The following is a 15,907-nucleotide window of genomic DNA, read 5'->3' on the forward strand; positions in this document are numbered from 1 at the left end:
GCAACTTGAATAATTTTGTGTACCAGCGCGTTGCTATTCAAACCTTGAGCGCTCAGACGATACCAGTAGTGACCGTAAATGACCGGGTTTGCTGCGGTTGTACCTCAAGCAAAGTACCGTTTCGCCTGGCAGCCAGGAACCCTTCCGGCCGACAAGTCGCAGGCAGGGCGAATGCTGCCACCTGCTGATCGCCGTTATAAAGGATCCAGCGAGTCACGTAGTTGAGTTCGGAACTGGCAAAACAGGTAACAAACGTGGTGCCATCCGGGGCGATCATCCGGAATTCGGGTTTATCCGTGTATCTGTCCAGCTTGTCAGCAAAGAAGACGATTTCCGGATCGTAAAAGTCAGGTTCATTGAGCGTTGTCAGTGACGCTTCACCTTGTAAGATCCGTTGATTAAACGCCAGCCACTGTTCGGTGGGTTTCACATGTGCCGGAACAGATTCACGCAACTTCAGCGCTTCATCCGGGATATTCTGGCTAAAGGTAGCCTCCGGTACGTACGCATAATTCATGTGGCACATATACTGAAGTGGCATCGCGACAGATGCCAGGTTAGTGACGGCCATCTGAATGTCAAAAAGCGCACTTGCTTTACGCATCACCACCGCAGGCTGCGCCTGATAATGATGACCGAATCCCATCACATACTCACAGCGTCCGGTCACACGCAGGCTATCGCCTTCCAGTTCCAGCCAGGCCTCGTCCATCGCGGCACAGGCCATTTCACCGTGCAACGGGTGAACATCTTCTGGTGACGGACAGCCATTCGCCAGTAAACCGGAATGGAAGGCAAAACAGCCATAAGTCGCGACCACTTCCGTTGCAGGTTTCGGCTGGCTGAACATGTTGTGCATGGTCAGATCGTGACCATCAAACTGAGCATCCCAGATCATCTGCCCCATCCAGGGCAGAATAACCAGGTATCCACGACTGTTCTGGACCTTCAGCCCTTCCACACCGCTGGCATAGCGAAATGCGGTGACAGTGAAATCGCTGTTCTGCATTAGGGTTCGTGGATGTTCGCTAAAGAGCTCCCGCCACAGCGTGATTCGTGTTGTCATGATCGTTCTCCTCAGGATGCAGTTGCTTCAGCCAGACTGCGCACTTTGCTTTCGCGCCAGAAGTAGATCCCCACGTAAACAAAGCACAGCATGGAGACAAGGAAAGAGAGTTGCAGCGAGTGGAACATATCCGCGACATAGCCCTGAATCGCCGGTATCACGGCCGCGCCAACAATGGCCATCACAATCACCGCGCCAGCCATTTCAGTATGTTCGTTATCTACGGTATCCAGCGTGCCGGCATAGATAGTCGCCCAGCAGGGTCCAAACAGCACGCTCACCAGCACCGCAACGTAAACGGCACTAAAGCTCGGTGCCAGGGAGACATAGGCAAGGAACAATGCGCCGATGATAGAGTAAAGAATCAGCACCTTTTCCGGGTTAAAGCGGGTCATCAGAATATTGGCGATAAACTTGCCGATGAAGAAGCAGGCAAAACTGTAGACCATAAAGTTAGAGGCATCACGTTCGTTGATATCGCCCAACTCCAGCGCCAGACGAATAGTGAATGACCACACGGCTACCTGCATCCCCACATACAGGAACTGCGCCACAATGCCACGCCGGAAGCGGGCATTGCTCGCCAGATAGCGCAGCGTGTCCATCGCCGACGGGCGTTTATGGTTCGCGGTTTGCGCCACTTTGCAGGTCGGGAAACGGGTAAGTAGAAACAGCACCATCACGACCACCAGAACCATAATCATATACTTATACGGCTCAAGGGTGTTTTCCAGCATCAGCACTTTGAAGTTATGGATCTGCTCGGCATTCATCCCCGCCATCTGTTTTTCCAGACTATCGCCTTCGGAAAAGACCAGGTATTTACCCAACAAAATGCCGGATGCTGCACCAATCGGGTAAAAGGTCTGGCTGATATTCAGTCGCAACGTGGCATAGGCTTTTGGCCCAATCATCGAACTGTAGGTATTCGCTGCGGTTTCCAGGAAACTCAAACCGATCGCAATCGCGAAGATTGCCGCAAGGAACATGGTGTAGGTTGCCATGTGCGATGCCGGGAAAAAGAGCGTACAGCCAACAATGTACAGCGTCAGGCCAATTAATATCGCCACTTTATAGCTGGTCTTTTTAATCACCAGAGACGCTGGAATCGCAATTAAAAAATAGCCGCCATAAAAGGCGCTCTGAACTAATGCCGAGGCAAAGTTACTGAGTGAAAATACGCTTTTAAATTGCGTAATCAGAATATCATTTAATGCGGCTGCGCATCCCCATAACGGGAATAAACAGGATAACAAAATAAACTGGAACAGAGGGGTCTTATTCAGATACCCATCGGGCATCTGAATGATGTTTTTATCGTTCATAGTGCTACCTTTTACAATGCAGGAGTGTTATTCGTTTAGGGTAAGAAACTCATTAAATTGTTCGATACTCGGATAAGAAGATTGCGTACCTTTTCCGGTGACGCTAAACGCAGCAAAAAGGGCGGCTTTCTTCATGGCGGCTTCGACATCACCACTCTGGACATAATAATGGGCAAAACAACCAATAAAGGCGTCGCCTGCGCCGCTGGTATCGACGGCATTGACGCGAAACGCCGGGACATGTACTTCCTGGTCACGCGTCATCCATAGCGCGCCTTTTTCACCCATTGTCACAATAATATTGTTAAGTCCTTTATCCACCAGGGAACGGGCAGCTGCGCGAATATGGTCATAAGTATCAACCGGCATCCCCGTTAATATTTCAAGTTCGGTTTCATTCGGCACAAAGAAATCACATTTACAAGCGTAGGACATATCTAATTCACGTAATGCTGGTGCGGGATTTAATAACACTTCAATGCCATGCTTTTTACCAAATTCAATCGCGTGATAAACTGTTTCCAGTTGGACTTCCAGTTGCAGGACAATAAGCTGGCATTTTTTTAAATCTTCCGCTGCACGATCGATATCTTCCGGAGAGAGAAATTTGTTCGCCCCTTTAATAATAAGAATGCTGTTACTTGAGTTGGCATTCACAAAGATCGGTGCGACGCCGCTGCTGGTACACGGAACTTTTTCTACATAGGTGGTGTTAATACCCCAGGATTCGAGGTTACGAATGGTGTTATCGGCAAAAATATCATCACCGACTTTCGTCAGCATCAGCACTTTAGAATTGAGTTTCGCGGCCGCAACGGCCTGATTCGCCCCTTTGCCACCACAGCCGATTTTAAACGCCGGTGCTTCCAGGGTTTCCCCTTCTTTCGGCATCTGGTTGGTGTAGGTGATGAGATCCACCATGTTAGAGCCAATAACAGCGATATCCATTTTACTACCTCTCAGAAACAATCACACAACAATGATATTAAAATAACATTATCATGTTACTTTCGTATCATTTGTGATTACGATCGCGATTGGAGGATCATTTTTCTGTTTATTTATTAAACACAAGATTGGCAGTTGATTAATCCCCCCCTTCTCACAACAATTACAATATACTGAAATTAAACTGTTTATAATCAAAAAAACGCGAATAAACGCGCTTTTAATTCCCGCCCGTCGGACGTATAGTAATGCAGCAATGTGATGTTCCTTACGACACAAAAATGTTACTAACGGAACATGCACAATATGAATCGCGGAGAAGGTGAATGGAAACCAAGCAAAAAGAACGTATTCGACGCCTGATGGAACTGTTGAAGAAGACCGACCGCATCCATCTGAAAGACGCCGCGCGGATGCTGGAGGTTTCCGTGATGACCATTCGCCGGGATCTCAGCCAGGATGACGAACCGTTACCCCTGACGCTGCTCGGCGGCTATATTGTGATGGTGAACAAACCCGCCACCATCGTTAACGCTCCGCTCCCCGCGCAAAAACCTTATCATCGCGACGATCTACCGGTTGCCATTCTGGCCGCAGGACTGGTGAGTGAAAACGATCTGGTCTTTTTTGATAATGGTGTGGAAATGCCGTTGGTGGTCAGCATGATCCCTGACGATATAACCTTTACCGGGATTTGCTACTCGCACCGGGTGTTTGTGGCGCTGAATGAAAAGCCTAATGCCACAGCGATCCTCTGCGGGGGGACCTATCGGGCGAAAAGTGACGCCTTCTACGACACCAGTAATCCTTCGCCGCTGGAATCACTGAATCCTCGAAAAGTCTTTATCTCCGCCAGCGGTGTACACGAGCACTTCGGCGTCAGTTGGTTTAACCCGGACGACCTCGCCACCAAACGCAAAGCAATGGAGCGCGGGCTCCGTAAAATTTTGCTGACCCGTCACGCCCTTTTTGATGAGGTCGCACCTGCCAGCATTGGTCCGCTTTCCACCTTTGATGTGCTGATCAGCGACCGTCCGTTACCGGCAGATTACGCCACCCACTGCCGGAACGGTTCCGTCAAAGTGATCACCCCCGATTCAGACGGCGACTAAGCTACTCAAAAAAGACGGTAATTTTATTAAACATTGAGGGATCGGACTGGTTACGTGCAACTTTCACAACATCTTCCAGCTTATCTATCTGGCTTATCATCTGTTCCAGACGCTGGTCGTCGTTGACCAATAGCCAGATACGACTCTGATCGCTGCCCTGAATCGGTAGACAGAGAATACCTTCCACGTTAAATGCCCGACGGGCGAACAGGCCGCAAACGTGGGTCATTACGCCGGGGTGGTTACGTACGGTGAGTTCCAGAATTACGTTGTCATGAGTCTGCTGTTGCATGGCTTATTCCCCCACCATTTCTGTGTTTGCCGCACCCGGCGGCACCATCGGGTACACTTTCTCTTCGGCGTCAATGCGCACGTGGATCAGTGCAGGTCCTGGACGATTGATAATCTCCTGCAGCGCCGCCTGTGGGTCTGCTTCGTTGTTCAAATCGCAGGTGTCGAGACCAAAACCGGCGGCAATCTGCATAAAGTTAATCATTCCAGGATAGGTAGCGGCAAAAACCCCCTGTTTGTAGAACAGACTTTGTTGCTGATACACCAGCCCCAGCGCTTCGTTGTTCATCAGGATAATTTTAATATCCAGCTGATTTTCACTGGCGGTGGCCATTTCCTGAATATTCATCATCAGGCTGCCATCACCAGAGAAACACAGCACTTTTTTATCCGGATTCGCCAGTGCAGCACCAATTGCCGCTGGCAGTCCAAAGCCCATAGTCCCCAGGCCACCGGATGTCAGCCACTGACGCGGACGGTTCAGTGGGTAAGCCTGCGCCGCCCACATCTGATGCTGACCCACATCGGTGGTGATGATCGCGCTGTCGTCCACACAGGCAGCAACGGCGTTAATCAGCCCGTAATGGGTGAGTGGGTCGCTTTCCTGCGGAATAGAGCAAGGGAATTCGCGCTGTAAATCGGCCACCATTTGATGCCACTCTTCACGCGGCCGCGCCTCAATCAGAGGGATCAGTTGCTCCAGCACCTCATCGACATCAGCCTGAATCGCCACGTGCGGTTGTTTAATTTTACCCAATTCGGCACGGTCGATATCCACATGAATAATTTTGGCATTCGGACAGAACTGTTCGGTTTTGCCAATCGCCCGGTCATCAAAACGTGCACCAAGAACAATCAACAAATCCGCTTCTTGCAGAATAAAGTTGGTACTGCGCGCACCGTGCATCCCCAGCATACCTAACGACAACGGATGCGCTTTTGGCAGCATGCCGAGCGCCATTAAGGTCATGGTGGTTGGCAACGTCGCTTTTTCTGCCAGCTCGCGCACCCGCGCAGGCGCATTGATGACGCCGCCCCCGAGGTATAACACAGGCCGCTTCGCCGCATTAATCATTGCTGCGGCATCACGGATGCTGTCCGCGTTAAAAGTAGGCGTGGACATTTTTTCGGCCGGTTCAGGCATCTCGTCCAGCTCAATCGTTGCTGTTTGTATGTCCTTAGGAATGTCTATCCACACCGGCCCCGGTCGTCCTGACTGCGCAATGCGGAATGCATCGCTCATAACCTGCGGTAGTTCATTGATATGTCGGACCAGATAGTTGTGTTTAGTGATGGGGATAGAGATGCCGTAGGTGTCGACTTCCTGAAAGGCGTCGGTACCGATCATTGAGGCCGGAACCTGCCCGGTGATACACACCAGCGGGATGGAATCCAGACGCGCATCGGCAATAGCGGTCACCAGGTTGGTTGCGCCTGGCCCACTACAGGCCATACACACAGCGGGTTTACCATCGGTTCTCGCCATTCCCTGGGCGATAAACCCCGCACCCTGCTCGTGGCGCGCCAGGATATGACGGATTTGCGTGCTTTGGCTTAAGGCGTCGTAGACGGGGAGAATCGAACCGCCAGGAATACCGGTGACCACCTTGATACCCTGGCGCTCCAGAAAATGAACGATAAATTCTGCGCCCGTAAAACGCGTACGTTTGGATGTTATGCCCGAACTTGCCATGCTCCAGTCCTTTTTATTCTGGGCCGACTTTACGCGTCGTATTTCAAGTTGCTGGTGCGTTGGCTGCTCGCGTTCCCCTCAGTCACGTACCGATGTACGCTCCTGGAGATTCGCTCACTTGCCGCCTTCCTGCAACCCGAATTACTTAGCGTATCCGGGGAGGTCTCTTAAACGAAAAACCCCGCCCGGTTTGCGCCGGCGGGGTTTTGGAATCGTGTGTTGTTCCGGACCCTACGGCGCATTGCCGACGACCACCACCACACGCACGACGACCGCTGCGCGAGATGGCGCAGTTTTTAGTAGGGTCGCAGTCAGCATGGAAGGGTTCATTAGGGACCTTGTCTGTTTGTTGGTTAACAGGATTCATACAAACACAGCTTTTTCGGCGTGACAATGGAAAATTTTTCATCTGCACAAAAATGCGTCAAAGATCACACTTCACTATATGTGACGCAAAAAACAAAAAACCCCGCCGGAGCGAGGTTTTTTCAGCGTTGTGCGGTTGGTGGCCGCAAAGCACACTGTGTTATGTCAACGGTAAAAGTATACGCGTTCCGCGAAGAACACGCAATTTCGGCACGAATTTTGATGTTTTTGAGTATGGCTTAACGATGGCAGAACGTCCATATAATACTGTTAATTTATACAGTATTTATCTATAATGTCACCGTACGCAATGTGTTATGCGGGGGCCGCATCGTAAACCGGCGCAACAAAGTCCTGGCTGAAACGGGTGGTGCCGTCAGCGCCTGAACCCCGTGTGAGCACACTGTGTTATGTCAACAAAGGTGCTGGTAACAGGCAGCGGCAAGGTACGCCAGCACCGTGCTCCTTGTACCAAAAGGAGAGCGTATGAGCCTCGTGGATATCGCTATTCTTATCCTCAAACTCATTGTTGCAGCACTGCAACTACTTGATGCCGTTCTGAAATACATTAAGTGATTCAGATTCAAGTCGCACCTAAGAGGAGCGGGAAACCGCTCCTCTTTCACTTCTCCCTGGTGCTTGCACCGCGCCAATATGTTACGTTTTTATGACATTCTCAGGGAAGAATACCGCCATGACCCTTTCTGTTTTCTGCATTTTGCTGTTTGCCGCGCTGCTTCATGCCAGCTGGAATGCCATTGTAAAAGCAGGAAACGACAAACTTTACTCAGCCATCAGCGTAAGTGGCTCGGCGGCTGTTATGGCGCTGGTATGTTTACCTTTTGCATCACATCCCTCTGTCGCCAGCCTGCCATATTTAGCGATCTCAACCGCGTTACAGGTGGTGTATACCGTACTGGTTGCTAAAACTTATCAGGTCTCGGACATGAGCCAGACCTATCCCTTAATGCGCGGCACAGCCCCACTGCTGGTCGCTATCATTAGCGTCCTGTTTCTCGGCGATAGCCTGTCGATGCTTGCGTGGGTAGGTATTGCTACGATCTGTCTGGCAATCCTCGGGATGGCATTTAACGGTCGCAGCAGTTCGCAGCGTGGAATTATCCTGGCATTAATCAATGCCTGCTTTATTGCCGGATATACACTGGTGGATGGCACCGGTGTGAGATTATCAGATACCGCGCTGGGCTATACGCTTTGGACGTTCTTTCTGAACGGCTCATGCCTGCTGAGCTGGGCGATGATTGCCCGACGCCGGGAAGCATCGCGCTATCTGGTACAACAGTGGAAAAAAGGGATTCTGGGCGGTATTGGCACCATGGGCTCTTACGGACTGGCGCTGTGGGCGATGACGCAGGCCCCGCTGGCGGTCGTCGCCGCGCTGCGCGAAACGTCTATTCTGTTTGGCGCCCTGCTCGCCTGGCTACTGCTTAAGGAAAAAGTCGCCGGAATACGTCTTATCGCCGCGGGGGGAATTGCTTTGGGGGCAATTTTATTGCGTTTATCCTGATTGCCGGATGCCGGCTACGCCTTACCTATCCTGTCATCGCCATCACCATTCATTCCGGCAACATTTATTGCCGCTTTTTGTTTACATTTCCTGCCGTTCACCTCCCGATCATTGCAGTTCTGAATATGGTCTTCTTTTTTTAATGTGGTAGATTCCACGCGCATTTACGGGAATTAGCAGCACCTTATTCTTATTTTTTCTATTTTTGAAAAGTAATCAGCGAAATGAAAAGGCATAGAAGCGTCAATTTGTTGTTGATGTTGGTACTACTGGTGGCGGTCGGACAAATGGCGCAAACCATTTATATCCCCGCTATTGCCGATATGGCGCGTGAACTGAACGTTCGTGAAGGGGCAGTGCAAAGCGTAATGGCCGCTTACCTGCTGACCTACGGCGTGTCACAGCTGTTTTACGGCCCTCTTTCTGACCGCGTAGGGCGTCGCCCGGTTATCCTCACTGGGATGTCCATTTTTATGCTGGCAACGCTGGTAGCCATTACAACCCACAGCCTGACGATACTGATTATCGCCAGCGCTATACAGGGAATGGGAACAGGGGTCGGCGGTGTAATGGCGCGAACTTTACCGCGAGATCTGTATGAAGGCACTCAGTTGCGTCATGCCAACAGCTTGTTAAATATGGGGATCCTCGTCAGCCCACTGTTGGCACCGCTGATTGGCGGCATGTTGGATACCCTGTGGAACTGGCGCGCCTGCTATATTTTCCTGTTGATTCTGTGCGCGGGCGTTACCTTTAGCATGGCACGCTGGATGCCTGAAACGCGACCTGCGGGTGCACCTCGCCCACGGCTTATCGCCAGCTACAAAACCTTGTTTGGCAACGGTGCATTCACTTGTTACGTGCTGATGCTGATTGGCGGTCTGGCGGGCGTTGCGGTCTTCGAAGCCTGCTCCGGGGTATTAATGGGCGCTGTTTTAGGCTTAAGCAGCATGGCGGTCAGTATTCTGTTTATTCTGCCTATTCCTGCGGCGTTTTTCGGCGCGTGGTTCGCCGGTCGCCCAAACAAGCGCTTCTCGACGCTGATGTGGCAGTCCGTTACCTGCTGTCTGGTAGCCGGGCTGATGATGTGGATCCCTGGCCTGTTTGACGTGATGAACGTCTGGACACTGCTGGTTCCCGCCGCATTGTTTTTCTTTGGTGCCGGAATGCTGTTCCCGCTGGCAACCAGCGGCGCAATGGAGCCTTTCCCGTTTCTGGCAGGTACAGCCGGAGCGCTGGTCGGCGGTTTACAAAACATTGGTTCCGGCGTGCTGGCATGGCTCTCCGCGATGCTGCCGCAAACCGGACAGGCCAGTCTTGGCCTGCTGATGACCCTTATGGGGCTACTGATTTTTGTGTGCTGGTTGCCGCTGGCATCACGTGTGTCTCATCAGGGGCAGGCGGTTTAAGCGAATGATGGCCCGGTTTATCGCCGGGCTTTTCACACTCCGGCATGATCATCATCTTCATTAACGGTTCCAGCGCCGGACGCCAGGCTCCTTCCTCGCCATCATAAAACTGTGTATTGGTATTGATGGCATAGGGAATTTTCGCTTTCTTCAATTCACATGCCATAAATCTGGCAAACGCGTACTGCGCAGCGGAAGGCGTGTTTTTGATCGTTTCACCGGGTGCCCAGCCACCGACCCAACTGACATGACCCGTTTTCTGCTGCCAGTGAATAGCACTGTTAATTCGGGCACGAATGGCAGCCTTTTCCGCCGTTGTACCCGATGTCCACGGGTATTTCCCGTTATTTTTTAGCGGCCCCCACGGAAAAATATGCCATTCAGCCAGAACGTAACTCTGACTTTGCGGCGGTAGCTTCAGGTTTGGTAAATCTTCCGGCGCGGCGCGCAGGCGTGGTGCGACAAAAATCATACGCTGCGGGTCGATGGCATGAATCATGCGAATCGTTTTGTCATACACCCGATTGAGGGATACCTGATTATGATTAAGTTTATCGGCAGGTTCATAGATCAGGTCAAAACCCAATAGCGGTGAGCTTTGACCAAAGTAATGCGCCACAGCCACCCACCAGTTAACGACCTCTTTTTCATTTCCGGTAGAAGGGTCTTTTTTGTACTCATCCGCCTGATAAGCAATTATCGGGATCACGCCATATTGCTCACAGGCTTCCACCAGCTTACGCAGATGGATAAGCCTGGCCTCTGTTGGCTCGCCCGCAACGCGAATCCGCACATGAGTTAGCCCCTGCGCCCGAAAATCCCGCACTACCAGCGGATCGAACTCACGGATCCCCCTTTCAGTGCGCGCCCAGTCGACGTCCATTCCTACTCCAAGCTGTTGCGCGTAGTGTTCAGCCGTTAACGGCGGTTCAGCCGCATACACAGCGGCACTGGACAGCAACATGAGAGAAATGAGCGGCTTTAACACGGTTGTCCTCAGGCATTAACCGGGAGTGATATCACGTATTTAGCACAATCTCTGGTATCAGGTGTAGAGCGAAAACGTAATAATTATCATCATACCTGTTCTTGCAGCCAGCCGATAAACGCCTCGATTTTTGGCCACTGTCTGCCTGGCAGCGTGGTGATGTAATAATGCTGGTGACATTTCAGCGCCATATCACCAAAAGGGGCGATCAGCTCACCGCTGTCGAGACGTTTTTGCACCAGCCTCTTTCTCCCCATTGCCACACCAATGTGGTTCATTGCCGCAATCACCGCTAAATCAGAACGATCAAAGCCAATACCAGACGATGTCGGCAAATTCACTGAAAAATGCTGCGCCCAACTGTGCCACTCATCGGTACCCGAGTCGTTGCTCCACGCCTGCCTGTCGTGCAGCAGCGTGCAATGTGGCAGGTTCACCAAAGACCCTGCCAGCTCATAGCGGCGAGCATAGTCCGGGCTGCATACCGGTACTATTGCTTCATCCATCAGAAAATGGTGAGTGAGTTGCGCGGAAGGTGCATCGTCAAAATAGATGGCCAGATCGATCCCGGCTCGTTGCAAATTGACGTTGTCATTCCCGGTCAATATCGTCAGTGAAATCGATGGATAGCGGCGGGTAAAGTCACCGAGAGCCGGAACCAGCCAACACTGGGCAATGGAGGGGCGTGAATAAACGGTGAGCGTCCCTGACAGCTCCTGATTCTTGATATCGAGAATTTCCTGATTGAGTGTATCCAGCGATGATTTCAGCGCCCAGAACACTCGCTTACCTTCATGAGTGAGTTCCACTTTGCGATGTGAACGAACAAACAACTGGATGCCCAACTCCTCTTCGAGCTGATTAATACGATGGCTGACGGCGCTCGGGCTTAACGACAGTTCGTCTGCCGCCAGCGCAAAAGACTGATGTCTGGCCGCCACCTCAAAGGTATAGAGTTTTGATAGCTGCCAGCCATTGAGCAGACGATTTCTGACATCACGCAGGGGATCCATATTTACCTCCGTCATCCTGAATTTTTAGCCGGAGTGTAAAAAAATGCGATGAAAAAATCAGCACAAAGATGATTCAAAGTGAAGCATGTCGCATAAACTATCCATAATAAGACCTAAATCACCCATTTGATTCAATTTGGCTCATGTGAAAGGCCAATTTTATCGTTTGTCAGCCCATGCCGTTTTTTTGTCCAATGTAACCTATGTTAATCACAGGGCAAGGTGAGATATGCACTCTCAAATCTGGGTTGTGAGCACGCTGCTGATAAGCATCGTGTTGATCGTTTTGACCATCGTGAAGTTTAAATTCCATCCGTTTCTGGCGCTGCTGTTAGCCAGTTTCTTCGTGGGTACGATGATGGGCATGGGGCCGCTGGATATGGTCAATGCCATTGAGAGTGGCATCGGCGGCACACTGGGATTCCTCGCCGCGGTTATCGGTCTGGGAACCATTCTTGGTAAAATGATGGAGGTTTCTGGCGCAGCGGAACGCATCGGCCTGACGCTTCAACGCTGCCGCTGGCTTTCTGCTGACGTCATTATGGTGCTGGTTGGGCTGATTTGCGGTATTACGCTGTTTGTTGAAGTCGGCGTGGTGCTTCTGATTCCCCTGGCATTTTCAATTGCCAAAAAAACGAATACCTCATTACTGAAGCTGGCTATTCCGCTGTGTACTGCACTGATGGCGGTGCATTGTGTAGTACCGCCACACCCGGCAGCCTTGTTTGTGGCGAATAAACTGGGCGCGGATCTAGGTACTGTTATCGTTTATGGTTTACTTGTTGGACTGATGGCATCCCTGATTGGTGGGCCGCTGTACCTCAAATTCCTCGGTAACCGCCTGCCGTTTAAACCAGTACCAGCCGAGTTTTCCGACCTCAAGGTACGCGACGAAAACACGCTGCCATCACTGGGTGCAACGCTGTTTACCGTACTGCTGCCAATTGGTCTGATGCTGGTGAAAACAGTCGCTGAACTGAACATGGCGAAAGGCAGTACGGTATATACGCTGCTGGAGTTTATCGGTAATCCGATCACAGCAATGTTTATCGCCGTCTTCGTGGCCTATTACATTCTCGGCCTGCGCCAGCATATCGGCATGAGCACACTGCTGACCCATACTGAGAACGGGTTTGGCTCAATTGCTAACATTCTGCTGATTATCGGTGCCGGTGGCGCATTCAACGCTATCCTCAAAAGCAGCGGCCTGGCGGATACCCTGGCACTGATCCTCTCCAACATGCATATGCACCCGATTCTGCTGGCCTGGCTGGTGGCATTGATCCTGCATGCCGCAGTGGGTTCAGCTACGGTAGCGATGATGGGCGCAACGGCGATTGTTGCTCCGATGCTACCGCTCTACCCCAACGTCAGCCCGGAGATCATCACTATTGCCATCGGTTCTGGCGCAATTGGCTGCACAATCGTCACAGATTCTCTCTTCTGGCTGGTGAAGCAGTACTGCGGCGCTACCCTGAATGAGACGTTTAAATACTATACGACCGCGACATTTATCGCGTCGGTGATTGCACTAGCGTGCACATTCCTGCTTTCCTTTATCATCTAAGCGCAAAGAGACGTACTATGGAAAACATGCAAAAACTCATCGCCCAGTATCCTTTAGTGGAGGATCTGGTCGCACTCAAAGAAACGACCTGGTTTAACCCGGGCACCACCTCTCTTGCGGAAGGTTTACCCTACGTGGGTCTGACGGAGCACGATGTGCAGGATGCTCACGCCCGTCTGGCTCGTTTTGCACCGTATTTGGCGAAAGCATTCCCGGAAACCGCTGCAACCGGCGGCATCATCGAATCTGAGCTAGCCGCTATTCCTGCGATGCAAAAACGGCTGGAAAAAGAGTACGGCCAGAGTATTTGCGGCGAAATACTGCTGAAAAAAGACAGCCACCTGCCAATTTCCGGCTCGATTAAAGCCCGTGGCGGTATTTATGAAGTGCTGACTCACGCCGAAAAACTGGCGCTGGAAGCCGGTCTGCTAACCACCGACGATGATTACAGCATCCTGCTATCTCCTGAGTTCAAACAGTTTTTCAGCCAGTACAGCATCGCGGTAGGCTCAACCGGTAACCTGGGAATGTCGATCGGCATTATGAGCGCCTGCATTGGCTTTAAGGTAACTGTACATATGTCTGCTGACGCCCGTGCATGGAAAAAAGCCAAACTGCGCAGCCACGGAGTAACGGTAGTTGAGTACGAAGAAGATTACGGCGTGGCTGTTGAACAGGGTCGCAAGGCGGCAGAATCCGATCCCAACTGCTTCTTTATCGATGACGAAAACTCCCGCACATTGTTCCTGGGCTATGCGGTTGCCGGACAACGTCTGAAGGCACAGTTTGCACAGCAAGGTCGCGTGGTGGATGCCGAACATCCGTTATTTGTCTATCTACCGTGCGGTGTGGGCGGCGGACCTGGCGGCGTGGCGTTTGGCCTGAAATTAGCGTTCGGCGATAACGTGCACTGCTTCTTTGCTGAGCCAACCCATTCACCGTGCATGCTGCTGGGAGTTTACACCGGGTTGCACGATACGATTTCCGTTCAGGAGATTGGTATCGACAACCTGACCGCGGCAGATGGTCTGGCAGTCGGTCGCGCTTCGGGTTTTGTAGGCCGCGCAATGGAGCGTCTGCTTGATGGCCTGTACACTCTTGATGACCAGACTATGTACGATATGCTGGGCTGGCTGGCACAGGAGGAAGGTATTCGCCTGGAGCCTTCAGCTCTGGCGGGCATGGCCGGTCCTCAGCGCGTATGCAATTCTGCTGACTATCAGCAGATGCACGGATTCAGCGCAGAGCAGCTCAATAACGCCACCCATCTGGTCTGGGCCACCGGCGGCGGTATGGTGCCGGATGAAGAAATGGCGCAGTACCTCGCTAAAGGACGTTAAACGCCGTTGACCTTAACGCAGCATCGCCATCAGTTCCATCGGTGAGCGATGCTGTTTAAGCAAGTCGCGCATGACGCGCATATGCGGGGCGGTGTGGTCAAAGAACGCTTGATAACCTGCGCACAGTCCCCCCTTCCCATCATCACAATATGCCGGGCAATCGCCACGATAGAATTGCAGCAAGGAACATGACTGACAGCGCGTACTCAGCAGTGAAATCGTCTGTCGATCGGCTTGTCCCGTCCGACCACACCACCGATTCAGCGTGTTATCGAACAGTGGAATGGATATTCGAGTAATATCCTCACGAACCCAGATATCAAATACCGTATTTAAAAACCGTCCCCAGTCTTCTGAAGAAACAGATTCAGCTGTCAGGTTGCCTTTTTCATCACGTTCAACCAGGGGAATAAACTGCACAGAACGAACGCCGTCTTTCTGTAAATTTCGATATAAATCAACAGGGTACTGACATTTCTGGTGATCCACCACCACCATCTTAATCCCCCCCTCACTAACATCCATGTCCTCACACCCCGTCATGCAAAATCCCCGATAAATACGATAAGTTGGCGAACGTGTGTTACAGCAAACAGTATTGCGAGAGATAACACCGCGAGAGAGATCATAAATTTGTCACGCACCGCACGAGATTCAGAAAAATCGTTATGTGCAACGTCCATCAGATTACGACTGCGGGTATAGCGCCAGAGAATTATCGCCACGATCGCCAGTACACCGAGAGAAACCCAGAAGAGAAATCCCACCTGATGCCAGTTATGCTTCAACGCCAGCGCCATTAATGCGCCGTAGCCAAGAAGAGTTCGAAGCCAGGCAAGCGATGTACGCTCCGGTTGCAGCCCGGGATCGGCAATACGCCGCGATTTACGGCTATCCGGCATACAATACCAGCCCCATCACAATCACCGCGACAAACATCAAAATCAGGCTGATTATCAAAAGGCTATGGGTGTACGGCAAGTCCTCTTTCAGACGCATTGCCTTTTCATTACGCAGCCAGCGCAAGTAACCATAAATCGCCAGACCGCCCGCAAACAAGCACAGCAGCAGAGCCAACAGTTCTCGAATGACCGGCGTGGCGAAATCCGGTGCCAGTTGGTCCAGGCCGACACCCGCGGCCAGAAACCCCAGCGCGGTACGGATCCACGCCAGAAAAGTACGCTCATTTGCCAGCGAGAAACGGTAATCTGGCGCTTCTCCGAGGAGGGAAATCTTCATCACAACTCCTTCAATGTTGTTA

At 51.6% G+C, this 15,907-nt stretch carries 17 protein-coding genes; 6 read left to right on the forward strand and 11 right to left on the reverse strand.

The features are described from left to right. Positions 1 to 52: 52 nt before the first annotated feature. The 3 genes from AACS05_RS23325 to rbsK are packed head-to-tail and all read right to left on the reverse strand — an operon-like array spanning position 53 to position 3,339. Positions 53 to 1,066: an aldose 1-epimerase family protein gene (locus tag AACS05_RS23325; protein ID WP_045448905.1), complete on the reverse strand. Its 1,014-nt coding sequence runs from the start codon at positions 1,064 to 1,066 to the stop codon at positions 53 to 55. An 11-nt stretch (positions 1,067 to 1,077) separates the two neighbouring features. Next, on the reverse strand, positions 1,078 to 2,391 hold the full coding sequence (gene fucP, locus AACS05_RS23330; protein WP_045448907.1) for an L-fucose:H+ symporter permease: 1,314 nt from the start codon (positions 2,389 to 2,391) through the stop codon (positions 1,078 to 1,080). A gap of 27 nt (positions 2,392 to 2,418) precedes the next feature. After that, positions 2,419 to 3,339 carry a ribokinase gene (gene rbsK, locus AACS05_RS23335; RefSeq protein WP_045448909.1) on the reverse strand — a complete coding sequence of 307 codons (921 nt, stop codon included), beginning with the start codon at positions 3,337 to 3,339 and terminating at the stop codon, positions 2,419 to 2,421. Between the two features lie 326 nt (positions 3,340 to 3,665). Here rbsK and AACS05_RS23340 point away from each other — a divergent pair, with 326 nt between their 5' ends. Beyond that, entirely contained in the window at positions 3,666 to 4,451 is a 786-nt protein-coding gene (locus tag AACS05_RS23340) for a DeoR family transcriptional regulator (protein WP_045448915.1), read from the forward strand. 1 nt (position 4,452) lies between these two features. Here AACS05_RS23340 and ilvN read toward each other — a convergent pair whose 3' ends face one another. The 3 genes from ilvN to ivbL all read right to left on the reverse strand — a co-directional run bounded on the left by ilvN (position 4,453) and on the right by ivbL (position 6,765). Beyond that, positions 4,453 to 4,743 (reverse strand): acetolactate synthase small subunit, encoded by a 291-nt coding sequence (ilvN, locus tag AACS05_RS23345; RefSeq protein WP_045448917.1) that lies wholly within the window; start codon positions 4,741 to 4,743, stop codon positions 4,453 to 4,455. Between the two features lie 3 nt (positions 4,744 to 4,746). Continuing rightward, positions 4,747 to 6,435, reverse strand: a complete 1,689-nt coding sequence (ilvB, locus tag AACS05_RS23350; protein ID WP_045448919.1) for an acetolactate synthase large subunit — start codon at positions 6,433 to 6,435, stop codon at positions 4,747 to 4,749. Between the two features lie 231 nt (positions 6,436 to 6,666). Then, complete coding sequence (ivbL, locus tag AACS05_RS23355) at positions 6,667 to 6,765, reverse strand: ilvB operon leader peptide IvbL (protein ID WP_003827118.1); 99 nt, start codon at positions 6,763 to 6,765, stop codon at positions 6,667 to 6,669. A 522-nt stretch (positions 6,766 to 7,287) separates the two neighbouring features. Here ivbL and tisB point away from each other — a divergent pair. The 3 genes from tisB to emrD all read left to right on the forward strand — a co-directional run bounded on the left by tisB (position 7,288) and on the right by emrD (position 9,738). Continuing rightward, positions 7,288 to 7,377 (forward strand): type I toxin-antitoxin system toxin TisB, encoded by a 90-nt coding sequence (tisB, locus tag AACS05_RS23360; RefSeq protein WP_003840643.1) that lies wholly within the window; start codon positions 7,288 to 7,290, stop codon positions 7,375 to 7,377. A 118-nt stretch (positions 7,378 to 7,495) separates the two neighbouring features. Continuing rightward, a complete protein-coding gene (locus AACS05_RS23365; protein WP_045448924.1) occupies positions 7,496 to 8,329 on the forward strand; it encodes a DMT family transporter in 834 nt (277 codons plus the stop codon). Positions 8,330 to 8,553: 224 nt separating this feature from the next. Beyond that, on the forward strand, positions 8,554 to 9,738 hold the full coding sequence (gene emrD, locus AACS05_RS23370) for a multidrug efflux MFS transporter EmrD (protein ID WP_045448926.1): 1,185 nt from the start codon (positions 8,554 to 8,556) through the stop codon (positions 9,736 to 9,738). Here the strand turns inward: emrD and AACS05_RS23375 are convergent. Both AACS05_RS23375 and dsdC read right to left on the reverse strand, forming a co-directional pair. After that, on the reverse strand, positions 9,665 to 10,726 hold the full coding sequence (locus tag AACS05_RS23375) for a cellulase family glycosylhydrolase (protein ID WP_045448928.1): 1,062 nt from the start codon (positions 10,724 to 10,726) through the stop codon (positions 9,665 to 9,667). The genes emrD and AACS05_RS23375 overlap by 74 nt on opposite strands. A gap of 89 nt (positions 10,727 to 10,815) precedes the next feature. Then, positions 10,816 to 11,739 (reverse strand): DNA-binding transcriptional regulator DsdC, encoded by a 924-nt coding sequence (dsdC, locus tag AACS05_RS23380; RefSeq protein ID WP_045448930.1) that lies wholly within the window; start codon positions 11,737 to 11,739, stop codon positions 10,816 to 10,818. Positions 11,740 to 11,968: 229 nt separating this feature from the next. Here dsdC and dsdX point away from each other — a divergent pair, with 229 nt between their 5' ends. Together dsdX and dsdA are read left to right on the forward strand one after the other, a co-directional pair. Beyond that, entirely contained in the window at positions 11,969 to 13,306 is a 1,338-nt protein-coding gene (dsdX, locus tag AACS05_RS23385) for a D-serine transporter DsdX (RefSeq protein WP_045448933.1), read from the forward strand. 17 nt (positions 13,307 to 13,323) lie between these two features. Continuing rightward, the gene (gene dsdA, locus AACS05_RS23390; protein ID WP_045448935.1) at positions 13,324 to 14,646 is read left to right on the forward strand and encodes a D-serine ammonia-lyase; all 1,323 of its coding nucleotides are present in this window, start codon (positions 13,324 to 13,326) and stop codon (positions 14,644 to 14,646) included. Between the two features lie 12 nt (positions 14,647 to 14,658). Here the strand turns inward: dsdA and AACS05_RS23395 are convergent, their stop codons facing one another. From AACS05_RS23395 to AACS05_RS23405, 3 genes are read right to left on the reverse strand one after another with little or no spacing between them, the layout of a single operon-like run. Next, the gene (locus AACS05_RS23395) at positions 14,659 to 15,189 is read right to left on the reverse strand and encodes a radical SAM protein (RefSeq protein ID WP_045448936.1); all 531 of its coding nucleotides are present in this window, start codon (positions 15,187 to 15,189) and stop codon (positions 14,659 to 14,661) included. Next, positions 15,186 to 15,548, reverse strand: coding sequence for a DUF202 domain-containing protein (locus tag AACS05_RS23400; RefSeq protein ID WP_045448937.1), 363 nt, complete (start codon positions 15,546 to 15,548; stop codon positions 15,186 to 15,188). Before AACS05_RS23400 ends, AACS05_RS23395 begins: the two co-directional genes overlap by 4 nt. After that, positions 15,538 to 15,885: a YidH family protein gene (locus AACS05_RS23405; protein WP_045448938.1), complete on the reverse strand. Its 348-nt coding sequence runs from the start codon at positions 15,883 to 15,885 to the stop codon at positions 15,538 to 15,540. The genes AACS05_RS23400 and AACS05_RS23405 overlap by 11 nt, the downstream gene beginning before the upstream one ends. Between the last annotated feature and the right edge of the window lie 22 nt (positions 15,886 to 15,907).

The organism is Citrobacter sp. S-77 (assembly GCF_963864895.1).
GTDB classification, from domain to species: Bacteria; Pseudomonadota; Gammaproteobacteria; order Enterobacterales; family Enterobacteriaceae; genus Citrobacter; species Citrobacter murliniae.

What these genes read in the sequence shown, in the direction of transcription:
- AACS05_RS23325 (WP_045448905.1), bottom strand. Translation starts at nt 1,066, where the DNA reads ATGACAACACGAATCACGCTGTGGCGGGAGCTCTTTAGCGAACATCCA.
- tisB (WP_003840643.1), top strand. Translation starts at nt 7,288, where the DNA reads ATGAGCCTCGTGGATATCGCTATTCTTATCCTCAAACTCATTGTTGCA.
- AACS05_RS23400 (WP_045448937.1), bottom strand. Translation starts at nt 15,548, where the DNA reads ATGCCGGATAGCCGTAAATCGCGGCGTATTGCCGATCCCGGGCTGCAA.
- AACS05_RS23365 (WP_045448924.1), top strand. Translation starts at nt 7,496, where the DNA reads ATGACCCTTTCTGTTTTCTGCATTTTGCTGTTTGCCGCGCTGCTTCAT.
- emrD (WP_045448926.1), top strand. Translation starts at nt 8,554, where the DNA reads ATGAAAAGGCATAGAAGCGTCAATTTGTTGTTGATGTTGGTACTACTG.
- ilvN (WP_045448917.1), bottom strand. Translation starts at nt 4,743, where the DNA reads ATGCAACAGCAGACTCATGACAACGTAATTCTGGAACTCACCGTACGT.
- ivbL (WP_003827118.1), bottom strand. Translation starts at nt 6,765, where the DNA reads ATGAACCCTTCCATGCTGACTGCGACCCTACTAAAAACTGCGCCATCT.
- AACS05_RS23405 (WP_045448938.1), bottom strand. Translation starts at nt 15,885, where the DNA reads ATGAAGATTTCCCTCCTCGGAGAAGCGCCAGATTACCGTTTCTCGCTG.
- AACS05_RS23340 (WP_045448915.1), top strand. Translation starts at nt 3,666, where the DNA reads ATGGAAACCAAGCAAAAAGAACGTATTCGACGCCTGATGGAACTGTTG.
- rbsK (WP_045448909.1), bottom strand. Translation starts at nt 3,339, where the DNA reads ATGGATATCGCTGTTATTGGCTCTAACATGGTGGATCTCATCACCTAC.
- dsdA (WP_045448935.1), top strand. Translation starts at nt 13,324, where the DNA reads ATGGAAAACATGCAAAAACTCATCGCCCAGTATCCTTTAGTGGAGGAT.
- AACS05_RS23395 (WP_045448936.1), bottom strand. Translation starts at nt 15,189, where the DNA reads ATGACGGGGTGTGAGGACATGGATGTTAGTGAGGGGGGGATTAAGATG.
- fucP (WP_045448907.1), bottom strand. Translation starts at nt 2,391, where the DNA reads ATGAACGATAAAAACATCATTCAGATGCCCGATGGGTATCTGAATAAG.
- dsdX (WP_045448933.1), top strand. Translation starts at nt 11,969, where the DNA reads ATGCACTCTCAAATCTGGGTTGTGAGCACGCTGCTGATAAGCATCGTG.
- ilvB (WP_045448919.1), bottom strand. Translation starts at nt 6,435, where the DNA reads ATGGCAAGTTCGGGCATAACATCCAAACGTACGCGTTTTACGGGCGCA.
- dsdC (WP_045448930.1), bottom strand. Translation starts at nt 11,739, where the DNA reads ATGGATCCCCTGCGTGATGTCAGAAATCGTCTGCTCAATGGCTGGCAG.